We start from the raw sequence: 24,401 nt of genomic DNA, 5'->3' as shown, positions 1-24,401 counted from the left end.
AGCGAAGACTCTTTTCTTGTAATAGACTGTACCGTCTCAGATACTGGTCCCGCGAAAGTAATAAGTTAGGATTGCCAGCCCGTTGACACCAAGCGCCGTTCAGCTTGGGAAGACCGAAAAAAATTACTCAAAAGAGAGTTTATTAACGACCACCATGACAAGTGAAACTCTGGCCCTGAGCCGTGCCTCTGTAATCAGACAACTCCAATTTCATTTCAAACAACAAAAGTGGTCTTTACGCGAACTTTTCGCCACCGATCCCCAGCGCACAACCAGTTTTAGCTGTGAAGCCTCTGGTATCTATCTGGACTTCAGTAAAAATCACCTGCGGCAGGACACTCTGCAACTGTTACTCGACTATGCCGAAGATCAGGATTTGAGCAGCCAGATTGCTGCCCTGCTTGACGGTGCCAATGTCAATAATACCGAACATCGACCAGCCCTACACACCGCCCTTCGCTTTCAAGGAGCGGCAAAAACTGAACACGAACGCGCCGTGGCTGACTGCCGCGTTCAGATGCAGCGATTTGCCGATAGCATCCATCAACAAAAGTGGCTCGGATTCAGCGGCAAAGCTATTCGCCATATCGTCAATATCGGCATCGGTGGCTCCGATCTCGGTCCGCGCATGGTGGTTGAGGCTCTAGGCTCATGGCATAAGGAAAGTATTCGAGTACATTTCGTAGCAAATATTGATGGTGCCGACCTCAGTGATACCCTCAAAGGTCTCAACCCGGAAGAGACTCTCTTTATCATTGCCTCTAAATCTTTTTCCACTCTGGAAACCCGAGAGAATGCTCTGAGTGCACGTCAATGGGTACTAGCGGCGGGTGCCACTGAAAAACAATTATCCCAACACTTTGTTGCCGTAAGCAGCAATATTGTGGCCGCACAAGACTTTGGTATTGCCCCAGAAAATATTTTCCCTATGTGGGACTGGGTAGGTGGCCGCTACTCACTGTGGTCGGCCATTGGTCTGCCGATCATCCTGGCCTACGGCTACAACGTTTATGAGCAACTATTGGCCGGTGCCCATAGCATGGACACCCATTTTGCCAGTGCCCCTTTGAAGGAAAACCTGCCGGTATTGCTGGCTCTTATTCAGTTCTGGTATCGCCAGTGCTGGGGTGCCAGCAGCCAAGTGATTCTGCCCTATGCTCAGCGTCTATCCAAATTTCCCGCCTGGATGCAGCAATTGGATATGGAGAGCCTGGGTAAAAGCGTGGATAAAGAGGGCAAGCCTCTGGAGTATCCCAGCGGCAGTGTGATCTGGGGCTCCGAGGGGACCAATGGACAGCACTCCTTCCATCAACTATTGCACCAGGGCACTGACCTGATTCCAGCGGATTTTATCGCCATCAAGCAACCGACCTCTGAGCTAAGCGAGCAACACCGCTGGTTACTGGCTTGCTGTATCAGCCAGAGCCAGGCTCTACTACGCGGCAAATCCCTGCACGAAGCCCGCCAGGAACTGGAGGATGCCGGCTATACCCACCGCGAAGCCCATGCGCTGGCACCGCATAAAGCCATTCCCGGTAATCGCCCAAGTAATACTTTGATACTGGAAAAGTTAGACCCGCATCACCTGGGAGCTCTGTTAGCGCTTTACGAGCACAAGGTATTCACCAGCGGTTGCCTTATGGGAATTAACCCATTTGACCAATGGGGGGTAGAGCTAGGCAAACAGTTAAGTGCGCAGATTTATAATGCCGCAGATGGAAATGTTCCCGAGGATTGGGATAGTTCAACTCGCTCTCTGATGGAAAAGCTCTTGTAAGACCATTTACAGAGAGCTCCACTAAAAAGGCCACATCAAAATGTGGCCTTTTTAGATATGTTTCACAGAGAAAGAGAATTCTTTATTTCTGCGCCTCAGCACCACGTTTCAATAGAGGCTCAATCAAATCCAGTGGAAGTGGAAACACAATGGTTGAGCTATTATTTGCTCCGGCAATATCAATCATGGTCTGCATGTAGCGCAAAGTAATGGCGTTAGCATTTTGAGATAGCTGATTGGCAGCTTCTGTTAACTTTAAGGCTGCCTGGGCTTCGCCTTCTGCATGAATTACCTTGGCTCGTCGTGCCCGCTCTGCTTCAGCCTGCTGGGCAATAGCACGCACCATGCTCTCATCCAGGTCAATATGTTTAATTTCGACATTAGTGACCTTAACGCCCCAGGCATCAGTTTGCTCATCAAGAATTTTTTGAATATCCACATTGAGTTTGTCCCGCTCGGAAAGCATCTCATCTAACTCATGCTTACCCAGTACAGAGCGAAGCGTCGTCTGGGCCAGTTGGCTGACAGCTTCGTGATAAAATTCAACATTGATAATCGCTGACTGTGAATTAACAACCCGGTAGTAAACTACCGCATTCACTTTTACTGAAACATTATCGCGACTTATCACATCCTGTGTAGGGACATCCATCACTACGGTGCGCAAGTCCACGCGCTCCATGGTCTGGATAATTGGGATGATGATAATCAGGCCAGGTCCTTTCACTGTCTGAAAGCGCCCCAGAAAAAAGACCACCGCACGCTCATATTCCCGCAAGATTCGGATGGCATACATCAATAGCAGTAATACCGCGAGCACCAACAGCCCAACAAAATAACTGACCATGCTTATCTCTCCCTATAACTGCTTATAAATTTTGCTGGGGTAAATTCGCACCAGCAAAAGCCAATTTAAATGCCAACCGCAATGACTAGCCCGGCTCAACATAGAGCAGCAAACCACGCTGGGCGATAACACGCACTCGCTGCCCAGGCTCCAGTGGCGTCTCACAGTGCGCCCGCCATATTTCACCACCGAGGTGCACCAGCACCTCTTCTTCGCTCACATTGCTCACCACCGCCACACGTCCCACCAGGGCCTGATCGGAAGCAAGTCGCGGTTTGCGCAAACTCCTGCCCACCGCCATTAAAAGACCCAAAAGAAAAACACCACTCACTCCAGCAATTGCCGCGATGAGTTTTCGCGACACCTGCATGCCCGGCACATCGGTATCGATCAGCATTACTGAACCAATCACCAAGGCAATAATCCCACCAATTCCCAAGGCGCCAAAACTGGGCATAAAGACTTCCGCCACAATCAAAAGCGCCCCAACAATAATCAACGCCAGCCCGGCATAATTAATCGGCAAAACCTGCAAAGCATAAAATGCCAAAAGCAGGCAGATAATCCCCACAATGCCGGGCACAAAAGCGCCGGGGCTATACCCCTCGAAAATCAGCCCATAAATACCGATCAATAAAAGAATATAAGCCACCTGGGGATTGGTAATCAGAGCCAGTAACTCATTACGCCAATCTGGCTCGTAATTTTCTATGGGGAGTTGGGCAATCTCTGCCGAAATGGTAATTTCACCGGAATCAAGAGATACTTTACGTCCGGCCACTTGCTTCAGTAAATCCTCGTCATTCTTGGCAACAATATCGACAACATTCATCTCTAGCGCTTCCGAAGCGGTCAGAGTTGCCGCTTCACGAACGGCCTTCTCCGCCCACTCGGCATTGCGTCCATTGCGTTGTGCCAAGCCTCGAATAAAAGCAACGGAGTCATTAACCATCTTGCGCTCCATGGCGGTGCCGGATAATGGCTTTTCCTTTTTGTCCTCGTCTTTACCTTCTTCGTCGTCTTTATTCGCTTTTTCTTTTTCCTCTTTTTGGTCGCTCTCTTTTGGGTTGCCACCTGGAGATGGCGTTCCCGGTGGTCCGCCTATTTGTACCGGCGTGGCGGCCCCCAGAGTTGTAGCCGGGGCCATGGCTGCTATCTGGCTGGCATAGAGGATATAGGTGCCGGCACTGGCTGCACGGGCGCCCGAGGGGTACACATACATGGCAATAGGGATAGGAGAGGAAAGGATATGCTGAATAATATCTCGGGAAGCCGCATCCAGACCGCCTGGAGTATCGATATGTACAATGATTAACTCAGCGCCGCGCTCACCAGCACTCTCAGTGGCACGCTTAAAGTAATCCGTCGTAGAGGGGCCTATGGCGCCATCAATAGTCAACAGCGCCACATGGGGGGAAGTACTTTCCTGTGCGGCACTTTTTGAAATCAAAACGACGAGAAGCAGCGTCAGGATGAGCGCGCCGCGCAAGAATACCGCTGACGATATCTGATTCGACATGCATCTTTCCCTGATGCGATTGCGGAGAAACCCGGGCCAGCCATCGTATTTCTGGCCGGGGTAACTCAATCAGATTAACAGAAAAAAACGGCGTTATCCGAAAACAAGGAAAGTGACGTTAAACTGGGTTGCGACGGCTATGCCAGTTAACTTCGCGGGCGTATTTATCCACTTGACGTTCCACCCCTAATAGCAGGGCAAACAAAGCCATACGCACCAGCAGGCCGTTATCGGTCTGGCGGAAAATCGCCAGGCTCGGATGTTCGTTCAGGTCGGTATCCAGTTCGTTGGCCTCTGCACGTGAATCCCTCGGCAGGGGGTGCATAATCACCGTATTGGGCTCTGCGTAGCGAGTAAAAATCGCCCGGTTAAGGCGGAAACGCCCGCGATAGCGGTTGGCCTCATCCTGAGAGGCAAAGCGCTCTTCCTGGATACGGGTGGAATAGACAATATCCACATGGGCGATCGAGGATTCCAGCTGGTCGGTCACCGTCACCTCGTGCCCCACCTCGCGCAGCTTCTCCACAATCGCATCGGGCATTGCCAGCTCCGGTGGGGAGACCAGAGTGATATGCACACTGCCAAATAAGCACAGTAGCTTGCACAGGGAATGCACGGTGCGACCGTGTTTGAGATCGCCAATCATGGCAATGCGGAAATCATCCAGGGTGCGGCCATGGGCGGCCAGCTCTTTGCGAATAGTGTAGAGATCCAACAGCGCCTGGGTGGGATGCTCATTAGCGCCATCACCACCGTTGACCACCGGCACGCGACTCGCTGCGGCAAATTCTGCCACAGAGCCCTCCTGCGGGTGACGCATACAAATCACATCGCTGTAGCCCGACAGTACCCGTGCCGTATCGTAGAGGGATTCTCCCTTAGCCATAGCACTGGCAGTAATCCCCACAGTTTCCCGAACCGTGCCACCCAATAAGTTAAAAGCAGCCCCAAAACTCAGGCGGGTACGGGTGCTCGGCTCCATAAACATATTGCCGAGAATCGCCCCCTCCAATACGCGCGTTACTTTTTCGCGCTTTGCATAAGGGGTCATGGCGTCAGCCACATCGAATACGCGCTCTATATCGGCACGTTCGAACTGGCTGACGGACAGAATATTGGCTCCGATAAAGTCCATGGTTACTCCAGTGATTGCGCCTTGTGGGCGCGGGTGTTCGCGAGCGGCATTCTACTCGGGCACCGCAATAGAGCCCAGTGAAAGAATGGCCGCTGGCGCGATTCAACACATTAGGCGAGTAGGCTATCGCCCCAGTTTTCCAGCTCGGTAATCAGCGATATCCGCTCTGGATGCTGTACTCGCAGTTCGGACAGCTGGCGGAAGTAATCTTCGAGGGTGATAGAGGCCCCTGCGGTGGGGTCGGTTAACCGCTGGAAACACCAGATCTGCCAGCGCTGATGTTCCTCGTCGGATAGGGTCTCTGGGAAGTTGCGCGCACGCATGCGGAACAATAACTCGGGTAAGCGCTTGTCACTGAATGGCACTTCGCCAGCCAGGGCTTCGGGCCCGCGGGCTGCCAAGCCGCGGTGCAGCTCACGGCAGATATCGCGGTCGGCATCGCTAAGGAAACCGCCGTAGAGATCCGCCTCTACATCTTTCTGGGGAAACTCCCGATCCAGAAATACGTTGTGCAGTTTCTCGGTCAGATCAACGCTTTTCAACTTCTGCCAGTTGGCTTCGCAAGCCGCTCGGTCGATGCCCAGTTCACTGGCACGTTTATCGTCGAGCATATTGGCTGGGGCCAATATCGGGCACTTGTTCAAGTGCACCAGTTTCAGCCCAACCGGCAGTTCGCTTTCACCCAGCTGATCGCGAGCGGTGTAGAGGCGCTCACGCAGCGTATCCGCATCCAGGTTGAGTAAAGGCTCGGGGTCCATCGCCAAATTGGCAACAATTACGGCGTTGCGATTCACCGGATGGCTGGCCAACGGCATCACGTAGGTCAAATGCCCATGATTGGCAGAAATCTTGCCGGAGATATGCAACAGCGGGCGGCGCTCACGCATATCAATCATCTTGGCGGCTTCCTGCTTTCGGCGCAGGCGGAAAACATAATCGTAAAGCTTCGGTTGCTGCTTGCGGATCAGCCGCGCCATATCAATCGTAGCGTGGACATCAGAGAGTGCGTCGTGAGCGCCCTCGTGGGAGATCCCATTGGCTGCGGTCAGTTCCTCCAGGCGGAAAGACGGCGCACCGTCTTCCCGTGTCGGCCACTGGATACCCTCTGGGCGCAGGGCATAGGTGAGGCGCACCATATCGATAATATCCCAGCGGCTGTTGCCGGAGCGCCACTCGCGCTCGTAGGGGTCGAGCAGGTTGCGATACAGGGTGTAGCGAGTTACCTCGTCATCAAAACGTAAACTGTTGTAACCCACCCCACAGGTGCCCGGCGCACCCAGTTCAGCGAGGATGCGCTGGATAAATTCAATTTCCGGCACGCCGTTAGCCAGAGCCTTTTGCGGGCTGATGCCGGTCACCAGACTCGCCATGGGCTGCGGCAGGCAGTCCGCTGAAGGGCGGCAGTAAATCATCAATGGCTCGCCGACGATATTCAGCGCTTCGTCGGTCCTGATACCGGCAAACTGCGCCGGTTTGTCGGCACCCGGGTCTGTGCCCCAGGTTTCATAATCGTGCCAATAAAGTGTGGTAGAACTCACGGTACCTCCATAATTTGGCGGCATCATACCACTGAGCACCTCACCATCTGGACACCTGTACCCAGATTTGAGTCGCTCTCCAGCCCTCGCTGGTTGCAAAGCCGCCACCGCCCATTAAAATTCGGCGTTTCCACGAATTTAAGACAGCTATAACCCTCTATGAATATTCGCCAACTCCTCTCCGACAAATTCCAGGCCGCCATGCTTGCCGCCGGTATCCCCGAAGAATGCGGCCCGATTGTGGCACCTGCGAAGAAAGCCGGATTTGGCGACTACCAGGCCAATGGCGCTATGGGCGCCGCCAAGCGACTGGGCACCAACCCGCGTGAGCTGTCCAGCAAGATCCTTGAGCAGCTGGACAAGGGCGATATGATCGAAAAGGTCGAGATCGCGGGTCCTGGCTTCTTAAACATCCATCTGAGTGAACAGTGGCTGAGCCAACAGCTGTTGGCTGCCCAAGGCGACAAGCGTCTCAATATTGCCTCTGTTGAAGAACCCAAAACCGTAGTCATCGACTATTCCCACCCCAATTTGGCCAAGGAAATGCACGTAGGCCATTTGCGCACCACCATTATCGGTGATGCCTTGGCGCGCTTATTGGAGTTCCAGGGCCACAAGGTGGTCCGTCAAAACCATATGGGCGACTGGGGCACCCAGTTCGGTATGTTACTGGCACATCTGTCCGACAAGCTGGCAGACAATGCTGCGGAAGTAGCCCTGGCCGACCTGGAAGTCTTCTACCGCGAAGCCAAAGTACGCTTCGACGAGGAAGAGGGTTTTGCAGACCGCGCCCGTGAATACGTTGTAAAATTGCAGGGCGGCGACGAACAGTGCCTGAAACTGTGGAAACAGTTTATCGATATTTCTATCAGCCACTGTGAAGAGATCTACTCCAAGCTCAATGTCACCCTTAAGCAGGAAGACGTTTACGCGGAGAGCCAGTACAACGACGATCTGCCGGTGCTGGTTAAAGAACTGCTGGATAACGACATCGCCGTAGAGGACCAGGGTGCTATCGTAGTCTTCCTGGAAGAGATGGCCGATAAAGAAGGCAATCCAAGCCCGATGATTATCCAGAAAAAGGGCGGTGGTTACCTATACGCTACCACCGATCTGGCTGCCATTCGCTACCGCGCAAACCAGCTCAATGCAGACCGTATTCTCTACGTAGTGGATGCCCGTCAATCCCTGCACTTACAGCAGGCCTTTGTCGCTTCACGCAAAGCGGGCTTTTTACCAGAATCCGTTTCTCTTGAGCACTGCGCTTTTGGCACCATGATGGGCGACGATGGCAAGCCGTTTAAAACCCGCACCGGCGGTACGGTAAAACTGGCCGCCCTGCTAGAGGAAGCGGTGGAGCGAGCAGAAAAACTGGTAGCCGAGAAGAACCCTGAGCTGGATGCACAAACCTGTGCGGAAATCGCGCGCAAGGTGGGCATCGGCGCGGTGAAATATGCGGACCTGAGCAAGACCCGCACTAACGATTACATCTTCAGCTGGGAATCCATGCTCAGCTTTGAAGGCAATACGGCGCCTTACCTACAGTATGCCTATACCCGCGTGCGCAGTATTTTCCGCAAGGCCGGTATTGAGGCGAGTGAACTCAAGGGCGATATTCATCTGGAAAGCCCCCAAGAGCGCGCACTGGCAGTAAAACTGAACCAATTTGGTGAAGTACTGGATCAGGTAGCCAAAGACACCTTCCCACACGTGCTCTGTACTTATTTGTACGAGCTGGCCAGTGCCTATATGAGCTTCTACGAAGCCTGCCCGGTATTGAAAGAAGGGGTAAGTGAAGAACAGAAGCACAGCCGTCTGCAGCTGTGTAACCTGGTGGCCAGCACTATCGCGACTGGCCTCGGCTTGCTCGGTATTGAAGTTATGGAGCAAATGTAAATTGTTCTTGCCCGGCCATACCTCCAGCAAATATGCAGGCTGGCTGGCCGGGCGGCTCTCTGGCGGGCAGGCTTCCCTAGCCTCCAGCCAAACTATCCTGCACCATTCATTACCCCACATAGGCCACCGTTTCCCCACTGGTCTAATTAAAGGAAAGTAACCCGTGAAAATCCTGATTACCGGCGCCTCCGGCCTGCTGGGCCGTAGTGTATTTAAACAACTTTCCAACAAACCTACTTTTTCCGTAATCGGCACCGCTTTTTCTCGCGCAGGCGAAAACTTAATTCGCCTGGACTTATCGGATAGCAGCGCAGTGAAAGCTTCCCTGAACGATATCAGGCCGGAAGTGGTGATCCATTGTGCCGCTGAGCGCTGGCCAGACCGCTGTGCTGACAATCCAGATACCGCCTGGCAACTCAATGTCAGCAGCACAGAGTTGTTGTCAAAGCACTGTAGCGAAATCAATGCACAGTTGGTGTATATCAGCACAGACTATGTCTTTGATGGTTCTGCCCCACCCTATGCCCCTGATGACATACCCAATCCCGTGAATTTCTACGGCCGCAGCAAGCTGGCGGGAGAGGAAGCAGTATTGAAAAACGGTAACCATTGGGTTTTAAGATTGCCCTGGCTGTTTGGACCCGTCTCCTACCTGGAGGAATCGGGTATTACCGCCCTATTAGAGACACTGCGAGAACAAAAACCGGTCACACTGGATCACTGGGCAATTCGTTTTCCCACCAGTGTGGAGGAAGTGGCAGAAGTATTGGAGCAATGCCTGTTGAAAACCCAGCGTGGCATCCAATTTGAAGGTATCTATCAGTGGAGCGGCGACACCGCCTGCACTCGCTTTGAACTTGCGCATATTATTGCCAAAGTGTGCGAATTGAGTGCTGACCATATCAGCGCAGATAGCAAACCCGATTTTTCAGTACCGCGCCCCTACAATTGTCAGCTGGATAAATCGCGCTTAACAAACCTGGGCATCAAAGGGACTGAACCATTGCCTCAGCAACTGGCACGCAACCTGAAATCTTTTATCCAGAATTAAAAACTAATGGAAAACGAATAAAAGAAATTAAATGGTATAGGGATATACCTGTGCCGGCCTATAAGCCGGCATTAACTTTTGTAATTGAGCACTATTTATAGCTAACAAGCGTTAATGGTAGTTATTACAGGAGTGGCCATGTATCGACTCAGGGAGGGGTCGTGAAATCGCCAATTAAAGACTCTCGAACCATAGGGAAATATAGATGAAATTAAAACGTTGGCTATCTGCCGGAGCCCTGATTCTTGGTAGCTTTGCAACCCTGGCCTCCTGCCATGCGGATAATGGTCGTCATGGAAAGCGCCTGCACCAAGCAACCAAAAATGAAGATGCCCAACCGATTATCTGGATCGGCGACTTCAATAACTTTGACGATGCCGTAGCATTGATGCTGATTGCCAAAGACCCGCGCTACACCCTGGAGCTGGCAGTGGTTGAAGACTCCTTCAATACTGTAGCGCACGGAGCCAATACGGTTTACAACATCCTCGAGTGGTTGGGTAACAACGATACCAAAGTGATACGCGGTGCCTACTTTGCCACTGAGGAGGTCGCTTACGGGGCTAACGGTAAGGCTTCCAGCGCTCCTGTCAATGACGACAACGCTGTAACTGGCCGCGATGATTACCAGCTGCCCAACTCCTCCGATTTCAGCACCGGCACATGGAATCTAGAGCGCCGCAATGCCATGGGTATTAACCTTTATGGCCAGTATGTGCCCGGTCCCTGGCGTGACAACGGCTCCACCTTATACGGAACTGACCACCTAATCCCCCGCGCAAAACAGGAACACTACCGCTACCAAGGTAACAATGGTGTCTCCTTCAATTTTGAACTGGCCGAAGACATTATCCTGGAAACTCTGGATAAACTGGAGCAACGCCCAGTGGTTTTCAATACCGGCAAACTCACCACACTGGCCCGGGTACTCGGCAAGGCCAACGAAGAGCAGCTGGCAAAAATTGATCGTGTAATTATGATGGGTGGAGGCTTTGAGAATTATGAGCCGTTTACCGAGAATCACCAAGCAGCCTGCTTTGGCGATAAATCTAGAAATCTGGGCGGCAATATTTTCTCCCACCCGAGTTTTGGCTGTGACAGCGACTTCAGCACCCACCAGGAATTCAATATTCTACTCGACCCGCTGAGTGCGCAGTGGGCCTTTAACGCCCTGAGTGAAAATGATATTGAAACCTATTTGGTACCCACCAACTCTACCGACATGGCCAAGGTACAGGGCAGCACCATTGAAGCCCTGGCTAAACGTCGCGCAACCCCTGAGGCCTGCTATACCTCCAAACTCCTCAGCTCTATCCGTGAATTTGAAGGTGGTGATTTCCAGGGTAATGGTGACTTCGCTATGGATGCAGTAATTCGCCTGTGGGATATTATCGCCGCACTGGTACTGTTGGAGCCTGAAACTCTAGAAATGGATCTGGTAGCCGGATTTATTGAAGTCGACCAGTTAAATACCGGTCTGGCTGACAGTATGACTCCTTACGACCCCATTTCCTTCGACCCCACCGTGGGTAAAACCACTTTTGCCGAAAACGGCGAGGGCCTAGAAGTGAATGTCGTAATGGGTATCAACCACGATGCCGCACGCACTACAATGATTGAGCGCCTGCGCGATCGTTTTAATTCTGCTCGTAAGGGATCTAGATGTAGACTGTAATTTACTAAATTGAAATTAGCCCCCCGTACTCTATTGACAGAGTGTTATGAGGGATATTGGGGGGCATTCGAAGATCCTTAATAAGGTAATTTTGAGAAATTAGTCAACCCTAAAATACTAGTAATAATATTCTAAACCTACCTCTAAATAATCATCTTTTTGGAAACTACTCAATGGATCCTCTTTACCATAACTATTAAAAATCCATCCATTCACCCTCCACAGCCAAGAATTTGTAATCCTGCTCGATGCTTCAAGCTTTATAGCTCTGGAATTAAAATAATCAAGATCCTGGGTTACCCCCAGCAATATCTCAGTCCCTGCGATATCATTAACTGCAAGTCTAGTTCCTATAAAAATATCTCGCTGCCATGCTGTCGTAGCACTCTGTCCACGGGAATCATACAAAACTTCCGTTAAAATACCTAAATCCATATTTGTATCAGTGATCCCTACAAGGCTGTATTCAAAACCTGCGGTTATTGCAAAGTACTCTTTTTCACCAGTATCACGCCACAGAGCTTCGGAAACCCAAGAAAAATCTCCTTTTAGCCACTGGGCATCAATTCCAACTTGTCTAATCTGCCGGTAAAAAGGTAACAATTGCTGCTGGTTATAGATAAAATCAGGATCTCTACCAGTGCCCTGGAAATAGCTTACCCCCAGATCAACCGAATTCATACTAGTAGAGTATCTAACTGCAAAATCCAAATGCCTATTCCCTTTCGAGGACTTATACTGAGCAGACGAATTTTCAACGCCTAAACTAAGTCTCCCATCCTCACCTGGAAATGTACGTTCTCGAAAATAAGGGAGTAGAAAACCCTCAACACTTCCCCATTCTTTAATCCATGAAACATGAAGCATTGGCTGACCGAGTTTATCCTCATTATCTAATGATTCGATACTGTCAGTTTGATTAATTATATCCACTAGATGCTGAGACTCAGTTACACCCCAAAATACCTTACCTATTCCAAGATCAACCTCAAGATCTAGCTCTTTAAAGTGATATCGCACCATAAATTCACGGATATCCCAGTGAGACCGTTCATCATCTAAAGCATCTAACCGTAAAAAAGGTACTACAGTGATGCTAGCACTGTCTTTCAAAAAAGATTGATAGAGTTCTGGTTCAACAAAAACAGAAGGCTGAAAGGTCTTCTGACCAACCTCGCCTCTAGCAAGGAATTGGCGATACTCAACTGCAGCAATCCCTCGTAATTCTACACAACTAGCACTAGAGGCGGCAGCAAGTAGAAATATAAAAAAAAGACAATTAAAGATGTGTAGCTTCATTGTAAAAAATCAACGTATTCTTTTAAGCGTCGCTACATTAAAATCATCTTCACCCAACCCTACTTTAAATTTAAGATCATGAACGGTGAGCACAGTACTTTTACCCGTCTGATGGTTTATCATTGTCAAAACATGTGCCCGCCAATATTGCTCCAAATATTGTCGATAGTCCTCCAAATGTAATGTTTTTAATAACTCCCCCTTTCGATCATAAAATTCTGTTCTAATTGGTTGATAGTGGTCTTTATCAATCCAGACTACCTGCCTTGTATAGCCAGAATACTCATCAGTAGGTATTTGTTCCACAACAAGGGTTTCCCTCCCCTTTATTAGCTCCTCTCTTAGATAGCTGAACTTATATTTCTGCAATTCAAAGGAAGTCATGTCTTCATAGGCAAATTCACTACTCATAAAAGGCCCTGATTTATTTCGTGAGGCTATTCGCTTAACTCTCTTTAACCGAGGTAGATAAAGCCACTGATCATCTGGACTATTAATGTGAGAATAGGATAAAAAAGCAGTTCCTTTTACATCACGAGGCTCATCAAATACAGTTAATCCTCTATCTCCATCACCTTCAATTTCCAGAGTTCTAACCCTAAGTTCTCTTGAGCTAGTTTCACCCAATGCATTTTTCAACAACATACTGACAGTTGCAATTGAGTCTCTCCAGCCTTCATCTCTAACCTTTCTCTCTTTGGCAATTTCCTGCCCCATTTCGGTATTCGCCATCGCGAGGGAAGCCAAAAGAAGTAACAAGCAAGTTAAAATTCCATTCTTTATCATGATTTTTCCTATTGATATTTTTAATTGGCAGCAGACAAAAGCTCATTGTTGGCCTTGGCTTGCACAATATCCGTTCTTCTATCAAAAATTAAAAGCACAGCTGGCAGAAGTAAGAAATCGACAACTAGGGCAATTGTAATCACTAAAGCACTTAAAAGACCTAAATCTGAATTCAACCGAAAACTAGATAATGCAAGAACAAGAAATCCAGCAACCAGTACGAGAGAAGTTACCCAGAGAGCACGCCCCACGGTATTAAAAGAGTAGGATATTGCTTCTTCCACAGAGTTTCCCTGCCGACGAGAATATTGATATTTACTCAAAAAATGAACAGCATCATCCACCACAATACCCAATGTAAGTGACACGACAACAGACAAACCTAGATTCACCTCTCCTGAAATAAACGCCCACAAACCAAACCCCAATAAAACTGGAACCAATGTAGGTAACAAGCTGATTATTCCAATCCTCAAAGACTTTAATGCAACAACTAAGAGTGTAGAAATTAACACTAAAATAATTGGTAATGATTTAAGCATGCTATGCATGTTTGTCTCTCCAATATGTGCGAACATAAGAGAGGGACTAGATGCAACTATTTCATATTGTGGAGCATTACTACTGAACCAGTCATATATTTTGTTTTCAAAATCAACAAGCTCACCGCTACCTAAATTTTTAGTTGTCAACTGCAGTTTAACCGCTGATTTATCAATATCGACTTCATTATTAATATCTAATCCATAGGGCAAGGAAAGTTCATACAATAGAAGATATTGTGCAGCCAACTCTCTATCATTGGGTAACTTGTAGTATTCTTCCTTGTCACCATGTAGGTTTTTATTTAACCTTTTATAGGTATCCACTAGACTAGCAACATGATCTATTTGTGGCTGCATACGAAGCCAATTTGTAAAATCATCTAGCATAGAAATAAAATCAGGATCAACTACACCCTGCGATTTACCAGACTTGACAGCAATACTAATATTAGTCATGCCGCTAATATGGTTCTCCATGTAATCGGCAGCAATTCTAAATTTATGACTGGAATCAAAGTACTCTATCGGCTCATCATTTATTCGATTCTGCATCACCATATAGCCAGCAATCAAAACCACAATAGTGGAGACACAAAAGATACTTCGATGGTAACTAATTATCAGATTTGGTAGTAATTGAAATAATTTAGAATAAACACCTCCTCTTTCCTTATATACTTTTACTGGCATCAATAATAACAATACTGGCAAAAGGAAAATCGAAAAAACAAAAGCCAACATAACTCCCAAAGCAGATAAACTACCCATATGCCGTAAGACAGGCGAATCAGAAACATTCATTATTAGGAATCCGATAGCCGTCGTCACAGAAGTAATTAAAATAGCCATAAAGTTCAGTTTAAAACTATGAACAACAGCTTCTCGATTTCCCAACCCCTGTCTTTTGCCTTCATTGACAGAGGTAATCAAGTGTACACAATCTGCCACTGCCAAAGTCATTATCATTGTGGGAACATTAACTGTGGCAATGCTCAAATACATTCCAGCCCAACCATAAATCCCCATAGTTGCCACTACACTTGCAACAACAATAACCAAGGTTAAAATTACATAGGTGATCGACCTTAGCGTCATAATTAATAATAAACTAATTACCGCAAACATTACTGGCACTAAAGTGAGAATGTCTTTTTGAGCAGCCTTGGTAAAGGAAGAGTTCATAGCAACGATGCCAGCCTGATGAAATGAAACATCAGGGTATGACTCTTGATAGGAAGCAAGCATCCTATCTGAATGGTCCGTAATTTCAGCTACTCGAGCGGTCTTATCGCCTGACGGCAATTGAAAAGTGATATTAATAACTGCGGAATCACCTGTTTTTGAAACCAAGGCCCCCTTAAGCCTTGGGGCATTCTCAGCAACAAACTTAACTTTATTAATATATTCTGTATTTAACGGATAATTCTTGAATACGAGATTTTCAACTAAAAGATCATCTTCTTGAGCCTCAGTATGCTGATAGTTGGCAATGGAATCCACTCTACTGGAATAAGGAATATTCCAAGCATCTTCTGTGAGGAGCATTATCAATTCGAGATATCTTTCAGTATAAATATCGCCAGTTTCTGGCGCTATAATTATCGCCAAACTATCAGTCTTGTTAAAGGTACCTTCAATCTCATTGAACGCCTGAAGCTCTTTATTAGAATCGTCAAAAAAAATTGCATAATCACCACGAAAAAAAAGGTTTTTAGCACCAACTGTACAGGCAACAAAAAAAAGCAAAAAAACAGACAATACCAATTTTGGACGCGATAGAATCCCTCTAAATAGTTGCTCCATTACATAGGTCTCCCAAGAGAATATTTTTCTAACAAAAATTAGTAACCATTACTAAGCAATTCCACTCACCAGCTCGATATCACCAAACGGAGTCTTCAAGACTTGAGTAAAGATATCTTTAAAGCAAGCTTCAGCAAGAGCTTTTTCTACAGAACCAGCAGATAAAGAGAGTGGACCCAACTTTAGTTCTGCGTGAATACGACCAACAATGTGAAACTCAGGAGATGTTCTTTCGCTATTCAGCTTTTCATGAAAGCTAAGGAACATTCCACCAGGATTAAGAGATTGACGTATTTTCTCTAAGGTATGAGTAAGATCATCGGCGTAATATAAGACCATCGAAGCAAAAACTAAATCATATCCGCTCCCTAGAGAAGCTGTGTTCATATCACCTTCTAAAACATTTATCTGTGCTTTTTGAAAAACTTGTTTTTTAATTAGAGAGGCAATACCAGGCAAATCAAAAATTGTTACTTTAAGATCTGGCTTAACCGAAAGTAGATCTATAGCCAACTGCTCTGAACCTGCTCCGAGATCCAATATATGATTAACATCAGACCAGTTAGGCTGTGACATTAGAACATCTAAAACTATTGGATTTCTAACTGATAAATGAAATAATCTAAGGCCTTCTATCATATCGTTCCAAAATTCTGGATCTTTCATAGTAGGGCCATTTTTCTTCTGATGCTTACTGCTCAGGAGGTCAATAATCTCAGATTCACTTACATGCTTTATCTGACTGAGATGCTGCAATAACCCACACAAAGAAGAATCGGAACCAGAAGTCAATAAAGAACGATAGGAGCTACTTATTTGATACTTTCCTTTAAACTTATCAATCAATCCTATTGAAACCATTGAGTTAAGGAAAAGTTCAGCCCGACTCTCCAGAAAATCTAAGTGAAGAGCAACGTCCTTAGCTGTACGTGCATCCTGCAGATAATCAAATATTTTAAGCTTTATCCCTGCTGATAGAATCTCCCACCGTAAAGGAGCCACTAGAGTATCAAATAAAAAAAATTGAGCATCATCCCCAAAGGAGGATTTATTAAACAACATTGATAATTCCAATATTTTCTGACAATAGATATCTAATCACAAACTTTATAATCAAAAATTACCCAATAAGACAGATGGCCTGAAAAACCAGCGGTTAACAATTGAGATTTCTAAACATAGTCAGATTAAATTATTTATAAAATTTGAAAGCTAATAACTAAAGCTTTAAGCCATTTATTGACAAATTGGTAACAAGGTTAAGTAGAAAACGCAATAAATAGCTATAGATACCAAACAGATCTAAATCTCATTCCAGAGTTCCTATTTGCTTCAAAGTAACCTGTAAACAAAATTAGCTTCAGGATTCACATCGTTCCTTGAAACTTGCTTTATGAGAACACAATAGGCTGCTCTGCAATCGTTTCCTATCATTACAGGAGCGAAGGAATATCAATTGCTGAACGCCGTTAACCCTTTCGACTGTTCGTGATATGACAAAATCTTGAGCCTAATTTTATATCGAACCTCAATAAAAAACGGTTTGATAATCAAATTCGATAGATAAAAGATATAACAAGGACTACGTAATGACACTGCCCCCGCTTGTCAGCCCCGTTCACGAACTCAGTAAACAAGAAATGGAGAGGTATAGCCGTCACCTACTGTTGCCAGATATTGGAATCGATGGGCAGAAACGGTTAAAAAACAGTAAAGTTTTGATTATTGGTGCAGGCGGACTCGGATCACCGGCATTACTGTATCTGGCTGCAGCGGGAGTAGGAACACTCGGTATCGTAGATTTTGATACAGTAGATGCCTCTAATCTTCAGCGTCAAGTTATCCACGGCCAATCCAATATAGGTGAAAATAAACTCGATAGCGCAAAAGCAACAGTTCAAGAGGTCAACCCTTTCGTTCATGTTGAACTGCATGAAACACGTCTAGATAGGACAAATGCTCTAGAAATAATTTCAGATTATGATCTTATTCTAGATGGAACAGATAATTTTGCTACTCGTTACCTAGTCAATGATGCTTGCGTAATGGCCAAAAAACCTTATGTATGGGGTTCAATATTCAGATTTGAAGGCCAAGCCTCTGTTTTTTGGGAAAATGCTCCTGGCGATATAGGAATCAACTACCGTGATCTATATCCAGAGCCGCCCCCCCCTGAGCATGCACCTTCCTGTTCGGAGGGAGGGGTGTTAGGAGTCCTATGCGCAGCAATAGGCTCAATTATGGCGACTGAAGCCATAAAATTACTCACCGGTATTGGGAGTCCTCTTATTGGGAAATTGATGGTCTATGATGCACTGGATATGACCTTCCGTAAATTACCCATTTATCGTAATCCCGATAGACAACCAATTACAGAACTCTGTGACTATGAATTTTTTTGCGGACTAACTAAGCCTTCGCAAGCACAAGAAGAAATTCCCACTTTAACACCCACTGAATTGCATAAAATTCGGCAGACAGGAAAATCGCATCTGCTGATTGATGTAAGGGAGTCCGGAGAGCGTGACATCTGCTGTATTGAAGGTGCTATTCATATTCCTAAAGCTGACATTCTAGCCGGGCGTGGATTAGAGTCGGTAGATAAAAACACCTTCATAGTTTTACACTGCAAAGTTGGTGGAAGATCCAGACAAGCTCTAGCCGCTTTAGAAAATCAGGGGTTCACTAATCTTTACAATCTCCATGGAGGCATTCTTGCCTGGATTAAAGATATTGAACCTGAACTTCCAGCTTATTAACACTAAAGCACAGACTGGAAATTTACTATGCTGAAGATTTTAGATGTACATATAGAATCTATTATGAATCAAGCACTTGCTGAGCACCCTATAGAGGCTTGCGGCATTATTCTTGGTAAAAAAGATAATCAAGTACCTCATAGAATAGTGCCGATGCAAAATGCAGCACGCTCTGAAAATTTTTTTGCTTTTGACCCTAAAGAACAGTTTAAGGTCTGGCAAGAAATGGAAGAAAAAAATGAAGTGCCAATGGTGTTCTATCACTCACATACAAACTCCCGAGCCTTTCCAAGTAAAGAAGATATTCAACATGCTTGGTATCCTGATGCCAGTTATGTTTTGGTTTCAACAACTGGGGGTAAACCAGGTGAAGTGCGTAGCTATCGCATAGTAGACAAAAAGGCCATCGAAGAAACAATTAACGTAGTATCGCAATAAAACAAATAGGCAGATAAAAGCATGTCAGTGAAAGTAAAGATTCCCACTATTTTACGAACTCTAACTAACAATCAAAAAGAAGTAACGTCTGAAGGACAAACAGTCAAAGAGTTAATAGAATCTCTAGAATCGCAATATCCAGGGATCAGAGACCGCTTATTAAAAGAAGGGGAAGTTCACAAATTTATGAACATTTATGTAAATGAAGATGATATCCGCTTCAAAAACCAATTAGCTACAGACATAAAATCAAGTGATGTCATTACTATACTTCCAGCTGTCGCAGGTGGCTAATTAAAAACAAATAAAAAACTGTAAAAAACCTTAACATCTGAAAAAGGTGGTCGGCATTATCGACTCACCTTTTTACATTATATAGTGATACCTAATCTAACCGGTAGAGAAATAACCAGAGTTACCTTGTTGCTCTTAAATGACGACCTCAATTAATTTAATCGATTGTGTTACTGGCAACAGATTTTGGTGGTATATAAATTATGGAAATGGATAAATTTCTTAGCGATTGTACAATTATTGGTAACTTTAAAGAAGTTCCGGTTCACCTACAGTCAACAATAAATACTTTTCAGTATCAGTGCCATGCGTTAGGAATTCAAGTAGAAAATGATTTAAGTTTAAATAGTGATGTAAATTTTCCATTCAAATTTATATCTTCAGATAGACGAACTCAGGAAAACCTTTTCTCTTTTTGGTCAGATGATCCCCTACGGCAAGGCTCAGAGTCTGTGATTCAAGCCGCAACTGGCTTGATGTCGGTTCATGGACGTTCCATTGGTGGAATAGATGCCTTGAATGCTCCCTATCTATCTAGCGCATCAGCTGTTTTAACTCTTTTAGGCTGTATAGCCACCGCTATAGGCCATAGACGCGGATTAAATTCGAGAGGATTTCAAACCTCCATGGTATCTGCAGGGTTATTGTGTGTTGGGCAATACCTTGCTGGTGCAACTGTAAATGAATATGCGGAGAATATTCCTCCCGGAGTACACGATCATTCTCAACGACCACCTTTCTGTTCAGCAGATGGTGTGCTTTTTGAATTAGAAACTCTTTCTCCAGAACCTTGGCGTCGATTCTGGAGTGCTCTTGGGATCAGCCAGGAGGATATGAGCAAAGCTTGGCAGTCATTTCTGCAGCGGTATGCTAAAGCAACATCATATCTGCCAAGAACCCTCATATCAAAAATTTCTTCTTGTAAATTTAAAGATATTGAATTGTTAGCAAGTGAATCGGGGGTCGCAGTATGTCGTCAGAGAACACTTTTAGAAAGGTCCACTGATAGAGATATATCTATTTTATTGGAACGAGGCCCATGGCAACTTAGACCTGAAGTTATTAATAATGATATATACAAAGATTCTTCAAAAAATATTTTAAATCAAGATACTTCAAATAACTTTATTACTGACCAAAGTAAACCTTTGAGTGGACTTACTGTTATCGAATCCTGCCGACGGATTCAAGGGCCTATAGCTGGCCATTTACTAGCCTTATTGGGAGCTAGGGTAGTACGAATTGAGCCACCTGGTGGTGACCCATTACGAGGAATGCCTCCTCTTGCTGGAGATTGTTCAGCGCGATTTGACGCACTAAACCATCTTAAAGAGGTTCGGGAAATCGATATTAAAACACCTGCGGGTCGCGCTGAAGTTCTTTCATTAGTATCTACTGCGGATGTCTTTATTCATAACTGGGCTCCAGGAAAAGCCAAGCAACTACAACTCGACCACGAACATTTGAAAAAGGTAAACCCTGATATTGTTTATAACTATGCTGGTGGATGGGGAATTCTAGATAACGATGTGCACTATCCTGGTACTGATTTCACCGTACAGGCTTATTCTGGACTAGCTAGTGAGCTTTCACATAATAATAAGAATAATGGAGGCACCCTATATACAGCCCTCGATGTTCTTGGTGGGATAATTTCAGCTCAAGGAACCACCTTAGGTCTATTCCGTAAATTTTTTAATAACCAGGGATGTCGTGTAGATACCTCATTACTAGGAAGCGCGACACTTTTAACCCAACCAATTATTAAATCTATTAGGGAAAAACATCAAAAACCTGAATTTCAGAAAGGAAGACTATTCAAGACCTTAGATGGATATATCATCCTAGAGTTCTCCTCACCTAATGAACTAATTCCTTTGCTAGATGAAATAAATTTGACGGTCAGAGATTTAGAACATTCGAACATAGATGAAAAATTAGAGAAAATTCTTGAAGACAAAAATGCTCAAGAGTGGTTATTTATTTTTGAGAAACATAACATCCCATGTAGTCAAGTAATAGAGTCACTCGAAGAGCTACCCAAGCAGCCTCGCTTTAAAGAAAACTTTCAAACCTCAAATTATTCTCGTGTAACCACGCCATGGAGATTCAAATGAACAATACAGGTGTGATTGATATAGTGCCCATTTCGGTGCGACAGGATTGGACTTCTAAAGGATATTATCCCGAGCAAACTGTTTATGAAAAATTTTGCGAAAACGCTATAAAACAACCAAATAAACCAGCAGTACTTGAGAAAGATACAATAACAACTTACAGCCAATTATCTGAGTCCGCAGCCCGGCTTGCTAATAGTTTTTTAAAATTGGGGATTGTCAGTGGGGACGTTGTTGTTTATCAGCTGGTCAACTCCTGGCGATCATGTGCTATTGATCTTGCATGTGCTGCAATCGGTGCTGTTGTCTGCCCGATTCCACTTGGGCGAGGCAGCCTTGATATTAAATCTGTTATCAAGCGTACTAATGCCAGAGCATTGATTACTGAAAGATCTTATGCAGATATTGATTACTGTGAAATAATTCAATCGATTCGTCCAAATGCATTATCATTGAGAACATTTATCGTCCAAGGTGATAAACCAGCATCCAGTGAAACTAACTGGAATGATCTTGATGAATTATTTAAAAATGATCCGCTTAAAACTCCGATCAAAGTATGCCCTAATAGCCCTGTAAGGTTTCTTATTTCTTCAGGTACTGAATCAGAACCCAAATTAGTTGCTTATTCACACAATGCTATATTAGGTGGAAGAGGACGGTTTTTAGAAAGAATTACTAAGCCCAATAGAGACTTTCGTGCATTATACCTTATGCCTTTGGGTACTGCATTTGGCTCTAGTGCGACATTTGGCGTGCTTTCCTGGATGGGAGGTTCATTAGTACTTCTTCCAAAGTTTGATATAACTACTGCTATAGAGGCTATACAGCAACATAAACCAAGTCATATTTTTGGTGTTCCCACCATGTTTCAGCGTATGGCGGCGGCTGCAGAACTACAAAAAACTGACTTATCGTGTCTTACGGCCATTGTCAGTGGTGGCGCCATTATTGATCAAGCGACAATTTATCGCTGTGTTAGTGCTTTTGACTGTAGAATTATTAGCCTTTATGGATCAGCCGATGGTATTAATTGCCATAATACATTGGAAGATTCTTTAGATTCTATTTGTAGATCCGTTGGACGTCCAAATCCTAGTATTTGTGAAATTCGAATTGTAGATGATCAAAAGCAACCTTTGGCTCAAGGGGAGATCGGAGAAATAGCTGGGCGAGGGCCGATGACGCCGATGCAATATGTAAATGCCCCAGATCTAGACCAACGTTACAGGGATCATGAAGGCTGGGTTTATACTGGTGATCTGGGTTGTATTGATGATAATGGATATCTTATTCTTCTCGGGAGAAAAAAAGATATCATTATTCGGGGCGGAATGAATATTAGCCCTGTTCAAATTGAAAAAATTGCAACCTCTCATCCTGAGATTATAAGTGCAGCTTGTATTCCTGTATCAGACGAAGATCTTGGCCAAAGAGTTTGTATCTGTATCACTCTGCGCGAAGGTTCAGATCTTCTCTCACTTAATGAAATTAATGATTACCTTAGGGATCAAGGCCTGGAAGTAAATAAACTACCAGAGTATCTGCAATTTTACCGGCAACTACCGATGACCCCTGCCGGAAAAATTAATAAAAAAATGCTTGTGGAAAATATCTCTTCATTGGGAAAGAGCAGAGAACAATCAAGGAATAGTGAATACGATACTGTAACATAATTTTGCTACCATTTTGGATACCCCACCTCCCTAAAAAGGATTAAATCGATCATGAGTGCCCCTCCAACTCATATAGATCCGTTCGATAAAATAAAAATTGGACTGGTTCTTTTACTTGCAATGGCATTACCAATGTTCATTCTTTATGCAACTGGTGTGCTGAGCCCATATTTAATTAAAGCACTACAAGTACAAGAGAGTGACCTGAGCTATATTGTGATGGTTTCTTTTGGGTTAGCATCAATTTTATCCCTATTTGCGGGAAATGCTGTCGACTATTTTGGTCTTAGGGCATCATATGTTCTTCACTTCATAACAATTGCAATATCTTTTTTTATAATTAGTATCTCGGATAGCTTATGGACAATCATTGGCGCAATTTCTATAGTTGGTCTTTCTCAAGCCTTAGCCAATCCCTTAACTAATAAGTTAATTGCACTAAGAATCCCAGACTCTAGTAAGGCCATGATGGTCGGTATGAAGCAATCTGGAGTGCAGTTATCAGCATTACTTGCCGGTTTCACTCTGCCTTTTATAGCAAATAATTGGGGTTGGAGAGTATCTTTCTTGGCTGTAGTACCTATAGCATTAGTAATGGCAATACTAAGTTGGAAAGTATCTCCAAATAAGCCTCTAGTAAGGAAATCCTCTCAACATTACATTCCAAATAGAAAGCTTGCGCTATTAATGTTAACCCAAGGAGGAATTGGAGCAGTTCTTTCTGCATACATCACTTATATACCAAGCTTTGCAATCAGTTTATCCCTAAGCCCAGAGCAAGCAGGGCTTCTCATTACATTGTTTGGTATTACAGGAATGTCCTCTCGAATTATAATGACACCTATAGCCTCATCATTTGATAATCAAGCAATGTTTATCGTAGGGATGATTGGATTCGCTATTCTAGCCATATTTATCACAATGAAATCAAATATTGAGGCCTCTTGGCCAATTTATATTGGAGTCATTGGAATTGGATTAAGTATTGTGGCAACTAATGCAATAGCTATGGGAATGGTTGTAAAGGATTCAAGATTTGGCCCTATTGCCTATGCATCTGGAATGATATCTGCTGCTTTTTTTGCTGGTATAGCCGTCGGATCATCTATTTTTGGAATGATCATTTCATTCTTTGAATCTTTTTCAAGTGGATGGATATTTACTATTTCAATCCTGTTGATAAGTGGTGGTTCTTGCCTGATTCTTGCAAACCAACATTCTCTCACTCAACAAGAAGCTGTTTAAA

Annotated in this window: 18 protein-coding genes; 10 read left to right on the top strand and 8 right to left on the bottom strand. The window is 45.0% G+C overall.

Annotated elements, in window-relative coordinates:
* The first annotated feature begins 154 nt into the window (after positions 1-154).
* Positions 155-1,777 carry a glucose-6-phosphate isomerase gene (gene pgi / locus ACJJIJ_RS01540; protein ID WP_444938470.1) on the top strand — a complete coding sequence of 541 codons (1,623 nt, stop codon included), beginning with the start codon at positions 155-157 and terminating at the stop codon, positions 1,775-1,777.
* Positions 1,778-1,859: 82 nt separating this feature from the next.
* On the opposite strand, the gene ACJJIJ_RS01535 is transcribed toward pgi, so the two are convergent.
* The 4 genes from ACJJIJ_RS01535 to sbcB form a co-directional block, all read right to left on the bottom strand.
* Entirely contained in the window at positions 1,860-2,624 is a 765-nt protein-coding gene (locus ACJJIJ_RS01535; protein WP_252084790.1) for a slipin family protein, read from the bottom strand.
* 85 nt (positions 2,625-2,709) lie between these two features.
* Positions 2,710-4,143: an NfeD family protein gene (locus tag ACJJIJ_RS01530; RefSeq protein ID WP_444898924.1), complete on the bottom strand. Its 1,434-nt coding sequence runs from the start codon at positions 4,141-4,143 to the stop codon at positions 2,710-2,712.
* A gap of 118 nt (positions 4,144-4,261) precedes the next feature.
* A complete protein-coding gene (locus ACJJIJ_RS01525; protein WP_252084788.1) occupies positions 4,262-5,278 on the bottom strand; it encodes an aspartate carbamoyltransferase in 1,017 nt (338 codons plus the stop codon).
* Positions 5,279-5,388: 110 nt separating this feature from the next.
* Positions 5,389-6,840: an exodeoxyribonuclease I gene (sbcB, locus tag ACJJIJ_RS01520; protein WP_444905228.1), complete on the bottom strand. Its 1,452-nt coding sequence runs from the start codon at positions 6,838-6,840 to the stop codon at positions 5,389-5,391.
* Between the two features lie 135 nt (positions 6,841-6,975).
* Between sbcB and argS the strand changes: the two genes are divergently transcribed.
* From argS to ACJJIJ_RS01505, 3 genes are all read left to right on the top strand, one after another.
* Complete coding sequence (gene argS, locus ACJJIJ_RS01515) at positions 6,976-8,712, top strand: arginine--tRNA ligase (protein WP_444938469.1); 1,737 nt, start codon at positions 6,976-6,978, stop codon at positions 8,710-8,712.
* A gap of 163 nt (positions 8,713-8,875) precedes the next feature.
* On the top strand, positions 8,876-9,763 hold the full coding sequence (locus ACJJIJ_RS01510; protein ID WP_444938468.1) for a dTDP-4-dehydrorhamnose reductase family protein: 888 nt from the start codon (positions 8,876-8,878) through the stop codon (positions 9,761-9,763).
* Between the two features lie 205 nt (positions 9,764-9,968).
* Complete coding sequence (locus tag ACJJIJ_RS01505; protein WP_444938467.1) at positions 9,969-11,438, top strand: nucleoside hydrolase; 1,470 nt, start codon at positions 9,969-9,971, stop codon at positions 11,436-11,438.
* Positions 11,439-11,555: 117 nt separating this feature from the next.
* Here the strand turns inward: ACJJIJ_RS01505 and ACJJIJ_RS01500 are convergent, their stop codons facing one another.
* The 4 genes from ACJJIJ_RS01500 to ACJJIJ_RS01485 are packed head-to-tail and all read right to left on the bottom strand — an operon-like array spanning position 11,556 to position 16,933.
* On the bottom strand, positions 11,556-12,737 hold the full coding sequence (locus ACJJIJ_RS01500; protein ID WP_444938466.1) for a hypothetical protein: 1,182 nt from the start codon (positions 12,735-12,737) through the stop codon (positions 11,556-11,558).
* A 9-nt stretch (positions 12,738-12,746) separates the two neighbouring features.
* Positions 12,747-13,523: an outer membrane lipoprotein-sorting protein gene (locus ACJJIJ_RS01495; protein WP_444938465.1), complete on the bottom strand. Its 777-nt coding sequence runs from the start codon at positions 13,521-13,523 to the stop codon at positions 12,747-12,749.
* 20 nt (positions 13,524-13,543) lie between these two features.
* Entirely contained in the window at positions 13,544-15,871 is a 2,328-nt protein-coding gene (locus tag ACJJIJ_RS01490) for an efflux RND transporter permease subunit (RefSeq protein ID WP_444938464.1), read from the bottom strand.
* Between the two features lie 51 nt (positions 15,872-15,922).
* On the bottom strand, positions 15,923-16,933 hold the full coding sequence (locus tag ACJJIJ_RS01485) for a class I SAM-dependent methyltransferase (RefSeq protein WP_444938463.1): 1,011 nt from the start codon (positions 16,931-16,933) through the stop codon (positions 15,923-15,925).
* 527 nt (positions 16,934-17,460) lie between these two features.
* Between ACJJIJ_RS01485 and moeB the strand changes: the two genes are divergently transcribed.
* From moeB to ACJJIJ_RS01455, 6 genes are all read left to right on the top strand, one after another.
* Positions 17,461-18,630 (top strand): molybdopterin-synthase adenylyltransferase MoeB, encoded by a 1,170-nt coding sequence (gene moeB / locus ACJJIJ_RS01480; RefSeq protein ID WP_444904003.1) that lies wholly within the window; start codon positions 17,461-17,463, stop codon positions 18,628-18,630.
* Between the two features lie 27 nt (positions 18,631-18,657).
* The gene (locus ACJJIJ_RS01475; protein WP_252084779.1) at positions 18,658-19,068 is read left to right on the top strand and encodes a M67 family metallopeptidase; all 411 of its coding nucleotides are present in this window, start codon (positions 18,658-18,660) and stop codon (positions 19,066-19,068) included.
* A gap of 21 nt (positions 19,069-19,089) precedes the next feature.
* Entirely contained in the window at positions 19,090-19,362 is a 273-nt protein-coding gene (locus ACJJIJ_RS01470) for a MoaD/ThiS family protein (protein WP_252084778.1), read from the top strand.
* A gap of 203 nt (positions 19,363-19,565) precedes the next feature.
* Positions 19,566-21,479 carry a CoA transferase gene (locus tag ACJJIJ_RS01465; RefSeq protein ID WP_444938462.1) on the top strand — a complete coding sequence of 638 codons (1,914 nt, stop codon included), beginning with the start codon at positions 19,566-19,568 and terminating at the stop codon, positions 21,477-21,479.
* Positions 21,476-23,155 (top strand): class I adenylate-forming enzyme family protein, encoded by a 1,680-nt coding sequence (locus tag ACJJIJ_RS01460; protein WP_444938461.1) that lies wholly within the window; start codon positions 21,476-21,478, stop codon positions 23,153-23,155. Before ACJJIJ_RS01465 ends, ACJJIJ_RS01460 begins: the two co-directional genes overlap by 4 nt.
* Before the next feature lie 51 nt (positions 23,156-23,206).
* Entirely contained in the window at positions 23,207-24,400 is a 1,194-nt protein-coding gene (locus ACJJIJ_RS01455; RefSeq protein WP_444938460.1) for an MFS transporter, read from the top strand.
* Position 24,401 lies beyond the last annotated feature (1 nt).

Source organism: Microbulbifer mixtoriginis (SeqCode), assembly GCF_052467945.1.
This window is presented reverse-complemented; position numbering and strand designations above follow the sequence as displayed.